20 protein-coding genes and 4 tRNA genes are annotated in these 17,392 nt (G+C 70.5%); 11 read left to right on the forward strand and 13 right to left on the reverse strand.

The window, feature by feature from the left end:
* Positions 1–109 precede the first annotated feature (109 nt).
* From ACFWHU_RS28720 to ACFWHU_RS28740, 5 genes are all read left to right on the forward strand, one after another.
* Positions 110–655: a hypothetical protein gene (locus tag ACFWHU_RS28720; RefSeq protein ID WP_387228326.1), complete on the forward strand. Its 546-nt coding sequence runs from the start codon at positions 110–112 to the stop codon at positions 653–655.
* A complete protein-coding gene (locus ACFWHU_RS28725; protein WP_387228328.1) occupies positions 652–1,179 on the forward strand; it encodes an HNH endonuclease in 528 nt (175 codons plus the stop codon). The genes ACFWHU_RS28720 and ACFWHU_RS28725 overlap by 4 nt, the downstream gene beginning before the upstream one ends.
* Positions 1,176–1,943 (forward strand): hypothetical protein, encoded by a 768-nt coding sequence (locus ACFWHU_RS28730; protein WP_387228330.1) that lies wholly within the window; start codon positions 1,176–1,178, stop codon positions 1,941–1,943. Before ACFWHU_RS28725 ends, ACFWHU_RS28730 begins: the two co-directional genes overlap by 4 nt.
* Before the next feature lie 160 nt (positions 1,944–2,103).
* On the forward strand, positions 2,104–2,331 hold the full coding sequence (locus ACFWHU_RS28735; RefSeq protein ID WP_387228332.1) for a helix-turn-helix domain-containing protein: 228 nt from the start codon (positions 2,104–2,106) through the stop codon (positions 2,329–2,331).
* An 81-nt stretch (positions 2,332–2,412) separates the two neighbouring features.
* Positions 2,413–3,678, forward strand: a complete 1,266-nt coding sequence (locus ACFWHU_RS28740; RefSeq protein ID WP_387228334.1) for a tyrosine-type recombinase/integrase — start codon at positions 2,413–2,415, stop codon at positions 3,676–3,678.
* A gap of 59 nt (positions 3,679–3,737) precedes the next feature.
* Here the strand turns inward: ACFWHU_RS28740 and nusG are convergent, their stop codons facing one another.
* The 3 genes from nusG to ACFWHU_RS28755 form a co-directional block, all read right to left on the reverse strand.
* The gene (nusG, locus tag ACFWHU_RS28745) at positions 3,738–4,661 is read right to left on the reverse strand and encodes a transcription termination/antitermination protein NusG (protein WP_387228336.1); all 924 of its coding nucleotides are present in this window, start codon (positions 4,659–4,661) and stop codon (positions 3,738–3,740) included.
* A gap of 81 nt (positions 4,662–4,742) precedes the next feature.
* Positions 4,743–5,033 carry a preprotein translocase subunit SecE gene (gene secE / locus ACFWHU_RS28750; protein WP_385791652.1) on the reverse strand — a complete coding sequence of 97 codons (291 nt, stop codon included), beginning with the start codon at positions 5,031–5,033 and terminating at the stop codon, positions 4,743–4,745.
* Positions 5,034–5,141: 108 nt separating this feature from the next.
* Positions 5,142–5,214: transfer RNA gene (locus ACFWHU_RS28755), tRNA-Trp, on the reverse strand.
* 226 nt (positions 5,215–5,440) lie between these two features.
* Between ACFWHU_RS28755 and ACFWHU_RS28760 the strand changes: the two genes are divergently transcribed.
* Both ACFWHU_RS28760 and ACFWHU_RS28765 read left to right on the forward strand, forming a co-directional pair.
* Positions 5,441–6,667 (forward strand): pyridoxal phosphate-dependent aminotransferase, encoded by a 1,227-nt coding sequence (locus ACFWHU_RS28760; protein WP_385791654.1) that lies wholly within the window; start codon positions 5,441–5,443, stop codon positions 6,665–6,667.
* A 120-nt stretch (positions 6,668–6,787) separates the two neighbouring features.
* Positions 6,788–7,840, forward strand: coding sequence for an adenosine deaminase (locus ACFWHU_RS28765; RefSeq protein WP_385791656.1), 1,053 nt, complete (start codon positions 6,788–6,790; stop codon positions 7,838–7,840).
* Positions 7,841–7,856: 16 nt separating this feature from the next.
* Here ACFWHU_RS28765 and ACFWHU_RS28770 read toward each other — a convergent pair whose 3' ends face one another.
* A complete protein-coding gene (locus ACFWHU_RS28770; protein ID WP_387228341.1) occupies positions 7,857–8,480 on the reverse strand; it encodes a TetR/AcrR family transcriptional regulator in 624 nt (207 codons plus the stop codon).
* Positions 8,481–8,569: 89 nt separating this feature from the next.
* On the opposite strand from ACFWHU_RS28770, the gene ACFWHU_RS28775 reads away from it, so the two are divergent.
* Entirely contained in the window at positions 8,570–9,205 is a 636-nt protein-coding gene (locus ACFWHU_RS28775; protein WP_387228343.1) for an NAD(P)-dependent oxidoreductase, read from the forward strand.
* A gap of 34 nt (positions 9,206–9,239) precedes the next feature.
* Here ACFWHU_RS28775 and ACFWHU_RS28780 read toward each other — a convergent pair whose 3' ends face one another.
* The 8 genes from ACFWHU_RS28780 to ACFWHU_RS28815 form a co-directional block, all read right to left on the reverse strand.
* Positions 9,240–10,295, reverse strand: coding sequence for a UDP-N-acetylmuramate dehydrogenase (locus ACFWHU_RS28780; RefSeq protein WP_387228346.1), 1,056 nt, complete (start codon positions 10,293–10,295; stop codon positions 9,240–9,242).
* Between the two features lie 67 nt (positions 10,296–10,362).
* Positions 10,363–11,841, reverse strand: a complete 1,479-nt coding sequence (locus ACFWHU_RS28785) for a DHA2 family efflux MFS transporter permease subunit (protein ID WP_387228348.1) — start codon at positions 11,839–11,841, stop codon at positions 10,363–10,365.
* 91 nt (positions 11,842–11,932) lie between these two features.
* Complete coding sequence (locus ACFWHU_RS28790) at positions 11,933–12,556, reverse strand: TetR/AcrR family transcriptional regulator (RefSeq protein WP_387228350.1); 624 nt, start codon at positions 12,554–12,556, stop codon at positions 11,933–11,935.
* A 119-nt stretch (positions 12,557–12,675) separates the two neighbouring features.
* The gene (locus ACFWHU_RS28795; RefSeq protein ID WP_385791667.1) at positions 12,676–13,104 is read right to left on the reverse strand and encodes a MaoC family dehydratase; all 429 of its coding nucleotides are present in this window, start codon (positions 13,102–13,104) and stop codon (positions 12,676–12,678) included.
* A 5-nt stretch (positions 13,105–13,109) separates the two neighbouring features.
* Entirely contained in the window at positions 13,110–13,562 is a 453-nt protein-coding gene (locus ACFWHU_RS28800; RefSeq protein WP_385791669.1) for a MaoC family dehydratase N-terminal domain-containing protein, read from the reverse strand.
* A 119-nt stretch (positions 13,563–13,681) separates the two neighbouring features.
* Entirely contained in the window at positions 13,682–13,846 is a 165-nt protein-coding gene (gene rpmG / locus ACFWHU_RS28805; protein ID WP_003956487.1) for a 50S ribosomal protein L33, read from the reverse strand.
* Positions 13,847–13,935: 89 nt separating this feature from the next.
* A tRNA-Met gene (locus ACFWHU_RS28810) sits at positions 13,936–14,008 on the reverse strand.
* A 47-nt stretch (positions 14,009–14,055) separates the two neighbouring features.
* Positions 14,056–14,128 (reverse strand) — tRNA-Thr (locus tag ACFWHU_RS28815).
* A gap of 327 nt (positions 14,129–14,455) precedes the next feature.
* Between ACFWHU_RS28815 and ACFWHU_RS28820 the strand changes: the two genes are divergently transcribed.
* Together ACFWHU_RS28820 and ACFWHU_RS28825 are read left to right on the forward strand one after the other, a co-directional pair.
* Positions 14,456–15,700, forward strand: a complete 1,245-nt coding sequence (locus ACFWHU_RS28820) for an amidohydrolase family protein (RefSeq protein WP_387228353.1) — start codon at positions 14,456–14,458, stop codon at positions 15,698–15,700.
* Between the two features lie 95 nt (positions 15,701–15,795).
* Positions 15,796–16,455 carry an NAD(P)H-binding protein gene (locus ACFWHU_RS28825; protein ID WP_387228355.1) on the forward strand — a complete coding sequence of 220 codons (660 nt, stop codon included), beginning with the start codon at positions 15,796–15,798 and terminating at the stop codon, positions 16,453–16,455.
* A 59-nt stretch (positions 16,456–16,514) separates the two neighbouring features.
* Here ACFWHU_RS28825 and ACFWHU_RS28830 read toward each other — a convergent pair.
* Positions 16,515–16,596, reverse strand: a tRNA-Tyr gene (locus ACFWHU_RS28830).
* 226 nt (positions 16,597–16,822) lie between these two features.
* Here ACFWHU_RS28830 and ACFWHU_RS28835 point away from each other — a divergent pair.
* Entirely contained in the window at positions 16,823–17,311 is a 489-nt protein-coding gene (locus tag ACFWHU_RS28835; RefSeq protein WP_355180748.1) for a YajQ family cyclic di-GMP-binding protein, read from the forward strand.
* The last annotated feature ends 81 nt before the right edge of the window (positions 17,312–17,392 follow it).

Below are 17,392 nucleotides of genomic sequence, written 5' to 3' on the forward strand. Positions count from 1 at the left end.
CTCACGGCGTGCTCAACTGGCTTAAGCCAGTAACTGGCTCAAGCCAGTGGGAGCGGCGCCCTACTGCCAAGAAGACCGCCGCTCCCCTCACCCTCGAAGGGGCCCTTCCATGATGCCTGGAACCGTTCTTGAGCGCGCCACCGACCACGTCACGACTGCGGTACTTCCTTCGGTACGGGTCGACGTCGCGGACCTGACGACGTGGGAGCGGGTTGTGGCCCTGTACGCGTCGGACATGCCGAACGGCCGCCGTCACCACACCCCCGAGCAGCGTCGGGCGTGGATCGCGCAGGGCGTCGAGCGTATGGGCCATGAGGAGGTGGCACGGCAGGCGTCGTTTACTCACGCGCACAAACTGTTGGACATGGGCGGCCTGGTTCCGGCCGAGGTTCAGCGGCGCCACGAGGTGCGGTTCCCCAAGCCCCGGCGGCTGAACGTGGCCAGGCAGGAAGCCGCGAACAGCGTGTGCCGTGACGGCATGACGGAGCCGTACGCCGACCGTGACGAGGACATCGCTGTCGACGGAGGGTGCCCCTGCCGTGGCACGGGGGCCATCCCGGCCTTCTACGACGAGGACTGCGGGCCGGTCGACATGCTGTGCCCGGTCCACGAGCGCGCCAGGATCCACGCGCAGCGTTTCGGTGTCCGCGCATGAGCGTCATCGTGTGCGGCGAGATCGCGGCCGTTGAGCGGCCGAAGCTGACTCCGTCTCAGCTCAAGAGGTACCGGAAGGCCAAGCTGTGGCGGCGGGACGGCAGGCGGTGTTTCTACTGCTACCGGCCGTTCACCCGGCTCTTGGTGGGCGCGACGATCGACCACGTCGTCCCGCGCTCGCTGTTCCGCACCAACGCTCTTGCCCATGTCGTGCTTGCGTGCCAGCCGTGCAACCACGCGAAGGCCGACCGACTGCCGCTGTCGATCGCGCTGATCCTGTGCGCGTACGGCGCTCGCAGTCGGCCGACCGACCGCCCGACCGTCAGCCCCGTGACGCTCGCCGGATGGCTCATGCTGGCCCGACTCGCGGCGGGCCGTGAGTCGGCCGCTCGGTCGACCCCTGACCTGCGTGACGAGCAGGGTCACACCCCGCGTCACACCCGACCGGACGGTCCGCTCAGTCCGACCGCCAACGGCCACGAGTCGGCCACCACCAACCCGACCGGTTGGGGGGTGGCCGCGTGAACACCGCGACCGACCAACTCCGGGCGATCTTCGCCCACGTCGCACCCGAGCGGGCCCCCGAGCTGAGCGCCCGCGACCGCCGCCGGGACGGGCAAATCTTCCCGACCGTCCCGGCGGGAGGGCTGGACCTGACCCCGACCGAGATGGCCACCGCCCTGTTCGAGGTCAGCGCGGACGACCTGTTCGACAGCGGGACGCCCGGCACCGACACCCTGTATGCCGCGCTCCTAGGGGCAGTTCACGCACTCGGTCCGGGCGGTCTCGCCGAAGCGGTGACCGTCTTCGCCGGGCTGGACGCCGGGGAGTTCTGGGAGGTGGGCGCCTGCCGCTCCTTCGCCTACCGCCTCGCCCTGTCGTTCTGGTACGAGGGCGCCCGCGCCCGCCCCATGACGACACCGGAAGCCGCCGCCGCGCTCTACCTCTCCGACGCTCACCGCCACCACACCGCATCCCACCCCGTGCTGCTGTCCCGCGCCGTACGCCAGGGCGCGGCCCGCGTCCCCACACGGGTGCTCATCCACCTCGGGCGGGACCTGGGCGCCGACCACACGGGACCGGCCGGCATGGAACCCCACGGCTGGCTCTACCGCCAGGCACTTCCCGACCACCACCGCCGTAAGGCGTGCCTGGACCAGGTCCGGAAGCACACCACGCAGCCGCTCCCGCTGGTCGTCCGGCTGGACGACGGCACGTTCACCCTCGGCACGACCCCACCGCCCGACCTGAACGGCCGATGTCCCCGACCTGCGCGCGCCCTGTGGTGAGCGCACGTGAACACCCGTGAGCACAGGGGCTGTTCACAGCCCGCCCGTGAGCACGCCTGAGCGCTCACCGCACCGACCGGTGAGCGCCCGTGAGCGGTGAGCGCTCACCAGCCCCCGCCCCCGGCTCCACCCCGACCCGACAACCCGCAGGAGCGACCACATGCCCGACCCGACCGACCCCCGCGCGATCCTGCGCGCCGGACTCCCCGACCGCTACCTGACCCCCGAAGACCTCGCCGCGATGCTCGCCGTGCCGATCGAAACCGTCTACGGCTGGCGCAAGAAACGCACCGGCCCAACCGGCTTCCGGGTCGGCCGACACGTCCGCTACGACCCCCGCACCGTCGCCGATTGGATCACCCAACAGACGGCTAGCGAAGCCGCGTGACTCGGACGGGACCCCCGAAGTCAGGGGGGTCCCGTCCGATCCCCGGAATTCAACTGAATCGACACCGAGAGGCATCACCAGATGGCAGGCCATATCCAAGACCGCTGGTTCAAGACCGAAACCGACGCCAACGGCAGAACCACCCGCGTCAAGACCGACCGCCACGGAACCGGCATGCGCTACCGCGCCCGCTACGTCGGCCCGGACGGGACCGAGAAGTCCAAGAGCTTCCCCGACCGCCAGAAGCGGCGAGCTGAACAGTGGCTCGCTGAGATCGAGGCGGACATGGCGCGCGGCTCGTACGTCGACCCGAAGGCGAGCCGGATCACCTTCCAGCAGTACGGAGAGCGCTTCGTTGCCGCCCAGACCACCGACCCGACGACGCGCGGCGCCGTGGAGATGCGACTCCGGTTGCACGCCTTCCCGTACATCGGCTCGCGCCCGCTCGGTTCCTTCCAGCCCTCCCACATCAAGATGTGGTCCCGCGAACTGGAGGATTCCCTCCCCGCGGCTTCCTATCGCCGGGTCATCTTCGGGAACGTCTCGGCAGTGTTCACCGCTGCCGTGGACGATGGGCTCATCCCGAAGAACCCTTGCCGGGCGGACTCGGTCAAGGCGCCGAAGTCGGCCCCTGCGCGGGTGAAGCCGTGGCCGGCCGATCGCGTCTTTGCCGTCCGGGCTGGCCTGCCCGATCGGTTCCAGGCGATGACGGATCTCGGTGTGGGGTGCGGTCTGCGTCAGGGGGAGATCTTCGGTCTGCCCGTGGACGAGGTGGGGTTCCTCACTGGATGGCTGCACGTGGGCTTCCAGGTGAAGCTCATCAACGGCCATCCCGTATTCGCCCCTCCGAAAGGTGGCAAGGTGCGAGACGTGCCGCTGCCCGCCGAGGTGCGGGCAGTGCTCGCGGCTCACATGAAGGCGAACCCGCCCGTGAAGGTCACCTTGCCGTGGCTGGCGTCGGACGGGCCGAAGGTGACCAAGACCCTGTTGTTCAGCAACCCTGACGCCAGCGCGGTCCGGCGGAACGACTTCAACTCGTACGTATGGAAGCCCGCCCTCGTGGGCGCTGGCGTCATCCCGGAGCCGAAGAAGGGGCAGCGCCACGACGCAGCGCGCGAGCATGGCATGCACGCGCTGAGGCACTTCTACGCGTCCGTTCTGCTGGACGCCGGGGAGAACATCAAGGCCCTGAGTACGTATCTCGGGCACGCCGATCCCGGCTTCACCCTGCGGGTGTACACGCACCTCATGCCGAGCAGTGAGGGACGCACCCGGAAGGCGGTCGACAGCATGTATCGGGCGGCCGGTGAAGCACATGACGGCCCTGGGACGGCCCAAGCGGCATGAAAGAGGCCCTGACCGACGGCTAAGCCGCTGGTCAGGGCCTCTTTCTGCGTCTCTGCGGGCTAGTTCTTCTGGATCTGGTCGAAGCTCAGCTCGACCGGAGTCTCACGACCGAAGATCTCGACGAGGCCCTTGACCTTCTTGGAGTCGGGGTTGATCTCGTTGATCGTCGCCTGGAGCGTCGCGAACGGACCGTCGGTGACGGTGACCGAGTCGCCGACCTCGAAGTCCAGCACCTGGACCTCGACCTTGCGGGACGGAGCCGGCTTGCCCTCGGCCTCGGCCGCCTCGCGCGCGGCCTTCTCCTCGGCCTCGGGGGCGAGCATCTTGACGATCTCGTCCAGCGTCAGCGGGTACGGGTCGTAGGCGTTGCCGACGAAGCCGGTGACGCCGGGGGTGTTCCGTACGACACCCCAGGACTCGTTCGTCAGGTCCATCCGCACCAGGACGTAGCCCGGAAGCTTGTTCTGGCGGACGTTCTTGCGCTCGCCGTTCTTGATCTGGACGATCTCTTCCTCGGGCACCTCGGCCGAGTAGATGAAGTCCTCGACGTTGAGCGAGACGGCGCGCTGTTCCAGGTTGGCCTTCACGCGCTTCTCGTAGCCCGCGTACGTGTGGATGACGTACCACTCGCCGGGCAGCCCGCGCAGCTCCTCGCGGAGCGCGGCGACCGGGTCGGCCGCGGCGGCGGGCTCTTCGACGAGCTCGATGTCGTCGTCCTCGCCGGCCTCGTCCGCGTCTTCGTCCTCAGCCTTGGGCTCGGCGTCAGCTTCGTCCGCGTCCGCGTCCTCAGCCTTGGGCTCGGCGTCAGCGGCGTCGTCATCGTCCTCGACGTGCAGCGCCGACTCCTCGGCCGGCTCGCCGGCCTCGGCGTCAGCGGCTTCGGCCTGGTCTGGCTCGACAGCGTCCGCCGCCTCCACGATGTCGGTCTCGTCCGCACGGGACTCGACCGCCTCGTTGGCGTCGTTCAGGTTCGGGTCAGACACGTTGGCTGCTTCTTCCTGGCTTCACGATGGGTGGAACATGCGGAAAGGGACGCCTGATGGGCGCCCTCCGCCTCCGCGGCTCTAGCCGAAGACGTACTTGACTACTCTCTGGAAGCCGTAGTCCATCACGGTCACCAGACCGATCATGACGACGACGAAGACGATCACGACAGTCGTGTAGGTCGTCAGCTGGTTGCGAGTCGGCCAGACGACCTTGCGCAGCTCTGCGACGATCTGACGGTAGAAGAGCGCGAGACGGCCCAGGGGGCCCTTCTTGCCGCGCTTGCCACCCTTGCGGGTCTTCTTGCTCGACTCTGCTGTCTCGTCATCGTCAGCATCAGGCTTGTCGATGGAGCCCACGGCGTCCGTCACGCTCTCTCACCTGATTCCGGGTCGTGGCCGTGCCGCGCCCGGTGGAGCCGCACGGCAGTGCTTTTGAAGTACGTACATGCGCACACATCCTGGCGGAGGAGTGTGTAGCAGGGCCGGAGGGACTTGAACCCCCAACCGCTGGTTTTGGAGACCAGTGCTCTACCAATTGAGCTACGACCCTTTGCGTTTTCCCCAACCTACCGCATCCGACCGGAAGCACGGTGTGTGCGGATCGGTGGTGGCGGGTGAGGGCCAACGACCAGTGAGTGTACGTGCTCGGGCGCCCGGCGTCGAACAGGTAACACCGGACCGGGTCTTGTCAGAACCTGTCCACTCTCCGTCCGCGAGCTGTCCGGTCGGCGAAACACCTGTGCTCAGGTCTCGGACGGTCTGGGACCATGGCCCGCATGAGCGCTGCAATCCCTCCGACCGAGCGCCGGGTCTCCGCCCGAGTCGGCGCAATCTCCGAGTCCGCCACCCTCGCCGTCGATGCCAAGGCCAAGGCCCTCAAGGCCGCCGGCCGGCCGGTGATCGGCTTCGGTGCGGGCGAGCCCGACTTCCCGACGCCCGGCTACATCGTCGAGGCCGCGAGCGAGGCCTGCCACAACCCGAAGTACCACCGCTACACCCCGGCCGGCGGGCTCCCCGAGCTCAAGGCCGCCATCGTCGCCAAGACGCTGCGTGACTCCGGTTACGAGATCGACCCCGCCCAGGTCCTGGTGACCAACGGCGGCAAGCAGGCGATCTACGAGGCGTTCGCCGCGATCCTCGACCCGGGCGACGAGGTCATCGTCCCGGCGCCGTACTGGACGACGTACCCCGAGTCGATCCGGCTGGCCGGCGGTGTCCCGGTGGAGGTCGTGGCCGACGAGACCACCGGCTACCGGGTCTCCGTCGAGCAGTTGGAGGCGGCGCGCACGGAGCGTACGAAGGTCGTGCTCTTCGTCTCGCCCTCCAACCCGACCGGCGCCGTCTACAGCCGCGAGGACACCGAGGCCATCGGCCGCTGGGCCGTGTCGCACGGCCTGTGGGTCATGACGGACGAGATCTACGAGCACCTCGTCTACGGGGACGCCGAGTTCACCTCGCTGCCCACGGTCGTGCCGGAGCTGCGCGACAAGTGCGTCGTGGTCAACGGTGTCGCCAAGACGTACGCGATGACCGGCTGGCGGGTGGGCTGGATCGTCGGTCCCAAGGACGTGGTGAAGGCCGCGACCAACCTCCAGTCGCACGCGACGTCGAACGTGGCGAACGTCTCGCAGGCCGCCGCGCTGGCCGCCCTCACCGGCAGCCTCGACGCGGTGGACGAGATGCGGGTCGCCTTCGACCGGCGCCGGGGCACCATCGTCCGGATGCTCAACGAGATCGACGGCGTGGTCTGCCCGGAGCCCGAGGGCGCCTTCTACGTGTACCCGTCGGTGAAGGCGCTGCTCGGCAAGGAGATCCGCGGCAAGCGCCCCGAGAGCTCGGTCGACCTCGCCGGCCTGATCCTGGAAGAGGCCGAGGTCGCGGTCGTACCGGGTGAGGCATTCGGTACGCCGGGATATCTGCGGCTGTCGTACGCGCTGGGCGACGAGGATCTGGTCGAGGGTGTGGCCCGGCTCCAGAAGCTGCTGGCCGAGGCCCGCGACTGAGAGTCACAGACGTAAAAACGGGTCCCCGGCGCCGTCCGGGGGCCCGTTCTTCCGTTCGGGCAACCACCCGAAGGTGGAAAGGGACTCCCGGAGTCCGCCCGAGTACGGCAAGATCCATGGATGGAGAACGTTTCCGGCCCCCCGCCTGTCGACCGCGCCACCCGCGACATCCGCCTGCTGCCGAAGGCCCACCTGCATCTGCACTTCACCGGCTCGATGCGCCCGACGACCCTGCTTGAGCTGGCCGACAAGTACGGCGTCCACCTCCCCGACGCCCTCACCGGCGGCGAGCCGCCCGAACTGCGCGCGACCGACGAACGGGGCTGGTTCCGCTTTCAGCGGCTCTACGACATCGCCCGGTCCTGCCTGCGCTCCGCCGAGGACATCCAGCGGCTGGTGCGCGAGGCGGCCGAGGAGGACGTCAGGGACGGCTCGGGGTGGCTGGAGATACAGGTCGACCCCACCTCGTACGCCCCGCTGCTGGGCGGACTGATCCCGGCGCTGGAGATCATCCTGGACGCGGTCGACGCGGCGGCCAGGGACACCGGGCTCGACATACGGGTCGTGGTCGCGGCGAACCGGATGAAGCATCCGCTGGACGCCCGCACGCTGGCGCGGCTCGCCGTGCGGTACGCGGACCGGGGCGTCGTCGGGTTCGGCCTGTCGAACGACGAACGCCGGGGCATGGCACGGGACTTCGACCGGGCCTTCGCGATCGCCAGGGAGGGCGGGCTGCTCGCGGCGCCGCACGGCGGCGAGCTGAGCGGGCCCTCGTCCGTACGGGACTGCCTGGACGATCTGCGCGCGACCCGGGTCGGGCACGGCGTACGGGCGGCCGAGGATCCGCGGCTGCTGCGCAAGATGGCCGAGCGCGGGGTGACCTGTGAGGTGTGCCCGGCGTCGAACGTGGCGCTGGGCGTCTACGAGAAGCCCGCCGACGTACCCCTGCGGACCCTGTTCGACGCCGGGGTGCCGATGGCGCTGGGCGCCGACGACCCGCTGCTGTTCGGCTCGCGGCTCGCGGCGCAGTACGAACTGGTGCGCAAGCACCACGGGTTCACGGACGTCGAGCTGGCCGAGCTGGCCCGTCAGTCGGTACGGGGCTCGGCGGCGCCGGCCGGGACACAGGAGAAACTGCTGGCGGGGATCGACAGCTGGCTGCTGGACGGCTGAGGGCGCGGCCCGCCCGTCAGGCCCCGGGGGCGAGGCCCAGGAGCGCCGCGCGGACCAGCGTGGGGGCGAACTCCTCGACGGGGGCGACCGGTTCGCCGTCGGGGAAGCTGCGCAGGAATGCCCGCTGCTGGCACGCGCCGAGCAGCAGCGTGGCCGCGGCGTCGGGATCGGCGTCGGGGCGGATCCGGCCCGCGTCGCGCTCGTTGCGCAGATAGGCGGCGAGGGCGCGCAGCGGGATGTGCGGGCCGGCGCCCAGTGCGCGTACGCCCTCGGCGTGGCGGCGCAGCAGAGCCGGTTCGGCGAAGAGTGAGGCGGCGATCGCGAAGGTGGCCTCGTAGAAGAGGGCGGCCTGGCCGACGACCTCGACGAGGTTCTCCTCGACGCTCCGTCCGTCCCCTCCCCCGGCGGCTCCTCCCTCGTCGGGGCGCTTCGCGAGTTCGCTGAGGAGGGGGCCGAGCCGGGGCAGCCGCTCGTCCAGTACGTGCAGGAAGAGGTCTTCCTTGCCGGCGAAGTACTTGTAGAGCGCGGCCTCCGAGCAGCCGGCCGCTCGGGCGATCTCCTTGGTGGTGGCGCGGGCCAGGCCGATGGTGGCCATCAGCTCGGCGGCGGCGTCGAGGATGCGGGCCCGCGCGGGCTTCATATGTGGTCCGTTCACGGCTTGACGACGGGGTGAGTACCTACTCACCATAGGGGTGAGTGAATACTCACCCACCAGGAGAGGCTACTGCTATGAGGCTCACCGTTTTCGGTGCGACCGGCGGAATCGGCCAGGAGATCGTCCGGCAGGGGCTGGCGGCGGGACATCAGGTCACGGCCGTGGTGCGTGACCCCGCACGCTTCACCGTCACCGGTGCCGGGCTGGAGGTGTTCACGGCGGCGACGTTCGACAACCCGGAGAAGCTGCGGCCCGCCGTGAAGGGCCGGGACGCCGTGCTGTCGGGGATCGGGCCGAGCAGCCGCAAGCTCGCGGGCTTCGCGGGGCCGGTGGCGCGCTCGATCCTGGCGGCGATGGACGCGGAGGGGGTGCGGCGCGTCGTCGTGGTGAGCGCGGCCCCGCTCGGTCCCGTACCGCGCGACGAACCCCTGGTCGGAAAGCTCGCCCTGGGCGTGGTGAAGGCCGTGCTCAGGCCCGTCTACGACGATCTCGCCCGTATGGAGGCGGAGTTGGCGCGCAGCGGGGCGGACTGGACGTCCGTCCGGCCGCCCCAGCTCGTGGACGCGCCGGTGACCGGCGTCTACCGGACGGTGGTCGACGGGAACCCGCGGGCGGGGAGAAGGATCGGCCGGGGCGACGTGGCGCACGCGATGCTGGCGATGGTGGACGACCCGGCGCTGGTGAAGCGGGCGGTGGGGGTCGCGTACTGAGGCCGGGGGTTGGCTCTACGACGGGACCGGCGCCTCAGAGGCTGACGCCCACCGTCACCGGCTCGTTGACCAGGGTGATTCCGAAGGCCTCACGCACCCCCGCGACGACCTCCCGGGCGAGCGCGAGCAGGTCCTCGGTGGTGGCGTCGCCCCGGTTGGTCAGGGCGAGCGTGTGCTTGGTGGAGATACGCGCCGGGCCCGCGCCGTACCCCTTGGTGAAGCCCGCGCGGTCGATCAGCCATGCCGCCGAGGTCTTCGTCCGGCCGTCCCCCGCCGGGAACGCGGGCGGTGCGACGTCCGGGCCGAGCCGCTCCGATGCGCGGGCGAGGAACGCCGCGTACTGGGCGTCGTCGAGGATCGGGTTGGTGAAGAAGGAGCCCGCCGACCAGGTGTCGTGGTCCGCCGGGTCGAGCACCATGCCCTTTCCCGCGCGCAGCGCGAGGACGGTCCTACGGGCGGTGGCCGCCGGGACCCGGTCGCCGGGCTCGACACCGAGGGCGCGAGCCGTCTCGGCGTACTTGAGCGGGGCCGAGAGCCCGTCCGCGTCCTCCAGCGCGAACCGCACGCGCAGGACGACATAGCGCTCGGGGTGCTCCTTGAAGCGGCTGTGGCGGTAGGAGAACGCGCACTCGGCGTTGGTGAGGGTCAGGGTCTCGCGGGTGGTCCGGTCGTAGGCGACGACCTCGGTGATGGTGCTGGACACCTCCTGGCCGTACGCGCCCACGTTCTGGATCGGCGTGGCGCCGGCCGAGCCGGGGATACCGGCCAGGCACTCGATGCCCGCGAGCCCGGCCTCGACGGTACGGGCGACGGCGTCGGTCCAGGTCTCGCCGGCGGCCAGTTCCAGCGCAGTGCCCGAGAGGTCGAAGCCACGTGTCGCGATCCGCAGGGCGGTGCCCTCGAAGCCCTTGTCGCCGATGACCAGATTGCTGCCGCCGCCGATGATCAGGAGCGGTGTGCCCGCGTCGTCCGCCTCGCGCACGGCCGCCACGACCTCGGCGTCGGTGGTCGCGGTGATCAGCCGGGTGGCGGGGCCGCCGAGGCGGAAGGTGGTCAGGGGGGCGAGGGGGGCGTCGTGGAGTTCCTGCACGGCACAAGAGTACGTTCGGATCCGGAGACGGCTCGTCTCCGGATCCGAACTTAGGGGGCGGGAGGCGTCAGACGGCCACCGTCCGGCGCTTCTCCGCCGGCGTCGTGTCACGCTCCGCAGCGCCACCCTCCGCCGCCGGCTCCCGCACCGGCGTGGTCCTGCTCAGGGGCCGGCGGCCGGGCATGGCCAGGGCCGTCAGGGCGGCCAGCCCCACGACGCCCGAGCCGATCCACAGGGCGGGGACGGTGCCGTCCACGAAGACCTGCGGTGTCTCGTAACCGCCCCGAGCGGAGAACACCGCCCCGAGTATCGCGACGCCGAGAGCGCCGCCGACCTCACGGAGCGCGCTGTTCGCGCCGGACGCGATCCCCTGCTCGGCGGGCCGGACGCTGGACATGACCAGGCTGGTGGCCGGGGCGAAGTACAGCGCCATGCCGATCCCGCTGACGATCAGCGCGGGAAGCAGCGCCGCGTACGACACGCCGGGCTCCACGGCCGCCGCGAACAGGGCCAGTCCGACGGCCTGGAGGGCGAGGCCCGCGGTGACCACGGGCCGGCCGCCGATGCGGTCGGAGAGGATCCCGGCGAACGGCGCGACGAGCAGCGGCATCGCGGTCCACGGGAGCATCCGCAGGCCGGCCTCGGTGGGCGAGTAGCCCGCCACGCCCTGCATGAACTGGCTGAGCAGGAAGATCGAGCCGAACATGCCGAGGAACATCAGCAGGCTCGCGGCGTTGATCCCGGCGAAGGTGCGGTCCTTGAACAGCCGCATCGGCAGCATCGAGTCGGGCCGGCGGATGCCGTGGCGCACGAAGCCGGCGATCAGGAGCGTGCCGACGATCAGCCCGGTGAGGACGAGCGGGCTGGTCCAGCCCTCGGCGTTGGCGTTGACCAGGGCGTAGACGATGCCGAAGAGGCCGCCGCTGATGAGCAGGGTGCCGGGGACGTCGATGCGGGCGTTCGGGGCGTACGACTCCTTGAGGCGCGTCCTGGCCGGCGGGAGCAGCATGAGGCCGATCGGCACGTTCAGCCAGAAGATCCACTCCCAGGAGATGTGCTCGGTGAGGCTGCCGCCGACGAGCGGCCCCGCGGCGACGGCGATGCCGGTGACGGCGCCGAAGATGCCGAGGGCGGCGCCGCGTCTGGCGGCCGGTACCGCCGCCGTGAGCAGGGTGAGCGCGAGCGGCATCATGATCGCCGCGCCGACGCCCTGGACGGCGCGTGCGGCGATCAGGCTGTTGATGCCGGGGGCGAGGGCCGCGGCGGCGGACGCCGCGGTGAAGATCGAGAGCCCGCCGACGAAGAGGCGGCGGCGGCCGAACCGGTCGCCGAGGGCCGCGCCGAACATGAGCAGCACCGCGAAGGTGAGGGTGTAGGCGTTGACCGTCCACTCCAGGTCGGCCAGTTCGCCGCCGAGGTCCTCGCGGATGGACGGCAGGGCGGTGGTGACGACGAGGTTGTCGAGGGCCGCCATGAAGCCCGCGGCGCCGGTGATGACGAGGGCCCAGGTGGCGTTCGTGCCGCCGCGGGCTGCTGGCTGGTTCATCGTGCTCCCCGATCTGGTTAGTTATTGATGACTAACTTCTCTGGACATGAAGAGAGGGCGAGCGGGCGTGCCGCTCGATTCGGCGGGTGACTCAGCCGGGGGAAGGGCCGCCGGACTCATCGGCCGCCGGGCCGGTGGTGGCCGGGCCGGTGGTCGCCGGACCGGTGGTGGCCGCCGGCCGCGCGGAGTCGTAGAAGCCGGACCAGACGCGGTGGCCGGCCGGAAACCCCATCGAGACCAGCGTGTTGACCAGCATTCCGTACGCCAGGAACGTCGTGGTCTCGTTCTCGTCCGCACCCAGCGCCAGGTGCGAGGAGTCCCAGAGCGCCTCCCACGCGGCCCGGAGGGTACGGCCGAACTCGTGGTCCCCCGCCGCCTCGGCCGCCGCGACCGCGACGTACGTCTGCATCTGCATCATCAGCTTCTCCGGGTCGTCCGCGATGAGCCGCTGGTAGGCCCTGCCCATCGCGTGGACGGCCTCCTCGCCCTCCAGACCCTCGGACGCATCCTCGAAGAGGCGCCGGGTGTCGGCGAGGCAGCGCTCCGCCGCCGCGAGGAAGATGGCCTGCTTGTTCGGGAAGAGCCGGAAGAGGTACGGCTGCGAGACACCGACGCGACGGGCGATCGCCTCGGTGGAGGTGCCGTGGTACCCGGCGCGGGCGAACTCGACGATCGCCGCGCGGATGACGCTCTCGCGTCGCTGTTCTGCGCTCATCCTGACCATGGGGAGAAAGTTATTGGTCACTCACTAACCTGTCAACCCCGAATCTCATCCGGATACTTCCGTCGCCGGACGGGCTCGATCGGCCCGTCCGGCGACGGTGAGTCGGCGGCTCAGGCCAGTTGGACGACGGCGCGGGACATGCCCAGCACCTTCTTGCCCTCGCTGATCGCCGTCAGATCCACCCGCACGCGGTTGTCGTCGAGCTTGTCGCCGATCTTGGCGCTCACCTCGATGACCGCGCCCGTCCCGTCGTTGGGCACCACGACGGGCCTGGTGAAGCGGACGCCGTACTCGACGACGGCCCCCGGGTCCCCCACCCAGTCGGTCACCACCCGAACGGCCTCCGCCATGGTGAACATGCCGTGCGCGATGACGTCGGGCAGACCGACCTCCAGCGCGAACTTCTCGTTCCAGTGGATCGGGTTGAAGTCACCGGACGCGCCGGCGTACCGCACCAGGGTGTCCCGGGTCACCGGGAAGACCGCGGCCGGCAGTTCCGTACCGACCTCGACGTCCTTGTAGGCGATCTGCGTGGCCATCTGTGTCACTCCCCCTCGGCGGCGCGCGCCACCAGCTTCGTCCACGCGGTCACGACGTGCGCGCCCGCCTCGTCGTGCACCTCGCCGCGGACGTCGAGGATGTCGTTGCCCGCCATGGACTTGATCCCCTCGATGGTCGAGGTGACGGTCAGCCGGTCGCCCGCCCGCACGGGCCGGGTGTACGCGAACTTCTGGTCACCGTGCACGACCCGGCTGTAGTCGAGACCGAGCTGCGGATCCGCGATGACCTCCCGCGCGGCCTTGAAGGTGATCGCGAAGACGAAGGTCGGCGGGGCGATCACATCGAGGTGGCCGAGCGCCTTCGCCGCGTCCGGGTCTGCGTACGCCGGATTGCCGTCACCCACCGCCTCGGCGAACTCGCGGATCTTCTCCCGGCCCACCTCGTACGGCTCGGTGGGCGGATAGGTCCGCCCGACGAAGGACTGGTCGAGCGCCATGGACTCGTTACCTCCTGATGAGACTGCCCTGATGAATTGGTGCACAACTATGTACGGGGCCCGGCAAACGACACGAGGCCGCCCCCCGTTAAGGGGACGGCCTCGGGTACGAGCCTGGGTCAGCGCGTTTCGCGGTGAGCCGTGTGCGAGTTGCAACGAGGGCAGTGCTTCTTCATCTCAAGACGGTCCGGGTTGTTGCGCCGGTTCTTCTTGGTGATGTAGTTCCGCTCCTTGCACTCCACGCAGGCCAGCGTGATCTTCGGGCGGACGTCGGTGGCAGCCACGTGAGTGCTCCTTGGACGGACAGATTGACGGGTTAACGCATAAAAGAGTAGCCGATCGAAGGATCGCCCCCACCATCGGCTACCGTGTGTAGCGGTGACCGGACTTGAACCGGTGACACAGCGATTATGAGCCGCTTGCTCTACCGACTGAGCTACACCGCTGTGATGTCGGATCCCCTCGCCCGAGGGCGAGGAGCGCCGAACACCAGAGCCCCAATACGGAATCGAACCGTAGACCTTCTCCTTACCATGGAGACGCTCTACCGACTGAGCTATTGGGGCGAGCGATGAAGACATTACACGGTCCGTCGCCGTTCGCCCAAATCCGTTTCCCGGCTTCTCGTCCCACCTGTCCCTTCCGTCTCGGGGCGGGCCGCAGGCGGGGGTTGGCGGCGGCTCGGGACGCCCCCGTCAGAGGTCCCGATCGGGGCGGGAGGCCCGGTGGGGCGGGGCGCGAGAGAGGTTCCGCACACCAGGCAGAGCCACGCCGGTATGACTATTTCCTTCCTCCTCGAAGGGTGCCCGGGGCGCCTCTAGGCTCGACCCACGCCGCGTGATCTTGCACGCCGGAGCCCTACACCCCCCGCCAGGAGCCCACCCAGGAGCGCGATGCCCGACAGCCAGCCGCAGCCGCCGGACGGCGCCACGGCGAACGCCACCGCGCTGCTGCTGCGCGGGGCCCGGCTCACCGACGGCCGCGCCGTCGACGTACGGCTGAGCGGCGGCCGTATCGAAGCCGTCGGCACGGCCGGCAGTCTCGCCGCGCCGGGCGCGTGCGTGGACCTCGACGGGCATCTGCTGCTGCCCGCCCCCGCCGAGCCGCACGCGCACAGCGACACCGCGCTGAGCGCCGTCGCACCGGACAGGCCCGTCTCGTACGACCCCGAGGACGTCCAGCGCCGCGCCACCGAGGCCGCGCTGCTCCAGGTCGGGCACGGGGCGACGACGCTGCGTACGCATGTGCGGATCGGTGACGCGCAGGAGCTGGCGCCCCTGGAGGCGGTGCTCCAGGCACGGCGTTCGCTGCGCGGGCTCGGCGATCTGACGGTCGTGGCCGTGCCGCGTCTGCTGACCGGGGTCGCGGGCGCCGACGGGCTCGCGATACTGCGGGACGCGGTGAAGCTGGGCGCGGGTGTGGTGGGCGGCTGCCCGGACCTCGACCCCGATCCGGCCGGATACGTGGAAGCGGTGCTGACCGTCGCCGCCGAGCACGGGTGCCCCGTCGACCTCCATACGGATGCCGGCGACCCGGCGCGTCTGGCGCGTCTCGCGGCGATGGCCGGCGGGCTGCGGCCCGGCGTCTCGGTCGGGCCCTGCGCCGGGCTGTCCCGGCTGCCGGCGGACATGGCGGGCCGGGCCGCCGACCAGTTGGCGGCGGCGGGCGTGACCGTCGTCTGTCTGCCCCAGGGCCGCTGCGGCGGTGCGGAGCAGCGGGGAGTCGCCCCCGTACGGCTGCTGCGTGCCGCCGGTGTACGGGTGGCGGCCGGCAGCGGCGCCGTGCGGGACGTGGCGAATCCGGTGGGACGCGGGGATCCGCTGGAGGCCGCGTATCTGCTGGCCTCCCAAGGAGGGCTGCGGGCGGCGGAGGCGTACGACGCGGTGAGCGCGGGCGCGCGTGAGGCCATGCGGCTGCCGGAGGTACGGGTGGAGGCGGGCTTTCCCGCCGAGTTGCTCGCGGTGCGCGGGGAGCGGCTGGAGGGGGTGCTGTCGCTGGCGTACAGCAGGATCGTCATCCACCGGGGCCGGGTGGTGGCCCGGACGAACGCCGTGAGGGAGTACTGCGACCCGGCCGGGGCCGCGGCGCTGGACCTGCCGCGACAGGGTCGGCAGGTACGGCCGGAGACGGGGGCGTGAGCAGCCGTCCCCGGGCGGGCGGTCGGGTGGGAATCGCTCCTCCTACGGAGGCGGTGCGTGGGCGCTGACGGCCTGTCGGACGTACGGTCGTGAGCATGCGAATTGTCATTGCCGGAGGACACGGTCAGATCGCGCTGCGGCTTGAGCGGCTGCTCGCCGCGCGCGACCACGAGGTCGCGGGCATCATCCGCAAACCCGAACAGGCGGAGGATCTGCGGAAGGCGGGCGCCGAAGCGGTTGCGCTCGACCTGGAGTCGGCCTCGTTGGAGGAGGCCGCGGCGGCGCTGGAGGGCGCGGACGCGGCCGTCTTCGCGGCCGGGGCGGGACCGGGCAGCACCACGGAGCGCAAGGACACAGTCGACCGGGGCGCGGCGGTCCTCTTCGCCGACGCCGCGGAACGGGCGGGCGTACGGCGCTATGTGATCGTCTCGTCCATGGGCGCCGACGCGGACCACGAGGGCGACGACATCTTCGACCACTACCTGCGGGCCAAGGGCGCGGCGGACGTGTACGTGCTGTCCAAGGAGGGTCTCGACGCGACGGTCCTGCGCCCGGGAATGCTCACCAACGACGCGGGCACGGGCCTGGTGAACCTCGCGCCGTCAACAGGACGCGGTCCGGTGCCACGCGACGATGTGGCCGCCACACTCGCCGAGTTGGTGGAGACACCGGCGACGGTGGGCCTGACGCTGGAACTGATCAGCGGCACGGTGCCGGTGGCGGAAGCGGTGAAGGGCGCCGGCTCCTCCGCCTGACGGACACGAAGATGGCCCCCGGTCCGCGTCTCCGCGGGCCGGGGGCCATCATTTCCGTGTGGCGGCGCCAGGATTCGAACCTGGGAAGGCTAAGCCGGCGGATTTACAGTCCGCTCCCATTGGCCACTCGGGCACACCGCCATGGGATGTCGTCGCGGGACGGGCGCTGTGTGCGCTGCTCCGTGGCAACGACGTAAACGATACCCGATGCCCGGGGGTGCTCCGCCACCGGATTGATCAGGCCGGGAGGGGGTGGAGATGACTAGGCTTTGCCGGAGCGGGCCGGGAGCCCGCCCGTACTTTCGGCATCAGCCGCGGCCTGAGTCGCGGCACCCTTTCCAGCACCCGATACAAGGAGCCACAGGACATGGCCGACTCCAGTTTCGACATCGTCTCGAAGGTCGAGCGGCAGGAGGTCGACAACGCCCTCAACCAGACCGCGAAGGAGGTCTCGCAGCGGTACGACTTCAAGAACGTCGGAGCCTCGATCGCCTGGTCCGGCGAGAAGATCCTTATGCAGGCCAACACCGAGGAGCGGGTCAACGCGATCCTCGACGTCTTCCAGTCCAAGCTGATCAAGCGGGGCATCTCGCTGAAGGCGCTGGACGCGGGCGAGCCTCAGCAGTCCGGCAGGGAGTACAAGATCTTCGCCTCCATCGAGGAGGGCATCTCCCAGGAGAACGCGAAGAAGGTCGCCAAGATCATCCGCGATGAGGGCCCCAAGGGCGTCAAGGCGCTCGTGCAGGGCGACGAGCTGCGGGTCAGCTCGAAGAGCCGGGACGATCTCCAGGCCGTACAGGCGCTGTTGAAGGGGCAGGACTTCGACTTCGCGCTGCAGTACGTGAATTACCGCTGACCGTCGGCCTCCGGTCGGCGCGGCGGACCCGCACGGCCGTCGTCGCGCCCGCTCGCGCGGGCGCGGGGACGGCCGTGCGAG

This window comes from Streptomyces sp. NPDC060366 (assembly GCF_042725135.1).
Classification (GTDB): Bacteria; Actinomycetota; Actinomycetes; order Streptomycetales; family Streptomycetaceae; genus Streptomyces.

Bases quoted from the DNA above. Each gene is read 5' to 3' on its own strand.
- ACFWHU_RS28720 (WP_387228326.1), top strand. From the start codon at position 110: ATGATGCCTGGAACCGTTCTTGAGCGCGCCACCGACCACGTCACGACT.
- ACFWHU_RS28725 (WP_387228328.1), top strand. From the start codon at position 652: ATGAGCGTCATCGTGTGCGGCGAGATCGCGGCCGTTGAGCGGCCGAAG.
- ACFWHU_RS28735 (WP_387228332.1), top strand. From the start codon at position 2,104: ATGCCCGACCCGACCGACCCCCGCGCGATCCTGCGCGCCGGACTCCCC.
- ACFWHU_RS28740 (WP_387228334.1), top strand. From the start codon at position 2,413: ATGGCAGGCCATATCCAAGACCGCTGGTTCAAGACCGAAACCGACGCC.
- ACFWHU_RS28760 (WP_385791654.1), top strand. From the start codon at position 5,441: ATGAGCGCTGCAATCCCTCCGACCGAGCGCCGGGTCTCCGCCCGAGTC.
- ACFWHU_RS28765 (WP_385791656.1), top strand. From the start codon at position 6,788: ATGGAGAACGTTTCCGGCCCCCCGCCTGTCGACCGCGCCACCCGCGAC.
- ACFWHU_RS28770 (WP_387228341.1), bottom strand. From the start codon at position 8,480: ATGAAGCCCGCGCGGGCCCGCATCCTCGACGCCGCCGCCGAGCTGATG.
- ACFWHU_RS28775 (WP_387228343.1), top strand. From the start codon at position 8,570: ATGAGGCTCACCGTTTTCGGTGCGACCGGCGGAATCGGCCAGGAGATC.
- ACFWHU_RS28785 (WP_387228348.1), bottom strand. From the start codon at position 11,841: ATGAACCAGCCAGCAGCCCGCGGCGGCACGAACGCCACCTGGGCCCTC.
- ACFWHU_RS28790 (WP_387228350.1), bottom strand. From the start codon at position 12,556: ATGAGCGCAGAACAGCGACGCGAGAGCGTCATCCGCGCGGCGATCGTC.
- ACFWHU_RS28795 (WP_385791667.1), bottom strand. From the start codon at position 13,104: ATGGCCACGCAGATCGCCTACAAGGACGTCGAGGTCGGTACGGAACTG.
- ACFWHU_RS28800 (WP_385791669.1), bottom strand. From the start codon at position 13,562: ATGGCGCTCGACCAGTCCTTCGTCGGGCGGACCTATCCGCCCACCGAG.
- ACFWHU_RS28820 (WP_387228353.1), top strand. From the start codon at position 14,456: ATGCCCGACAGCCAGCCGCAGCCGCCGGACGGCGCCACGGCGAACGCC.
- ACFWHU_RS28825 (WP_387228355.1), top strand. From the start codon at position 15,796: ATGCGAATTGTCATTGCCGGAGGACACGGTCAGATCGCGCTGCGGCTT.
- ACFWHU_RS28835 (WP_355180748.1), top strand. From the start codon at position 16,823: ATGGCCGACTCCAGTTTCGACATCGTCTCGAAGGTCGAGCGGCAGGAG.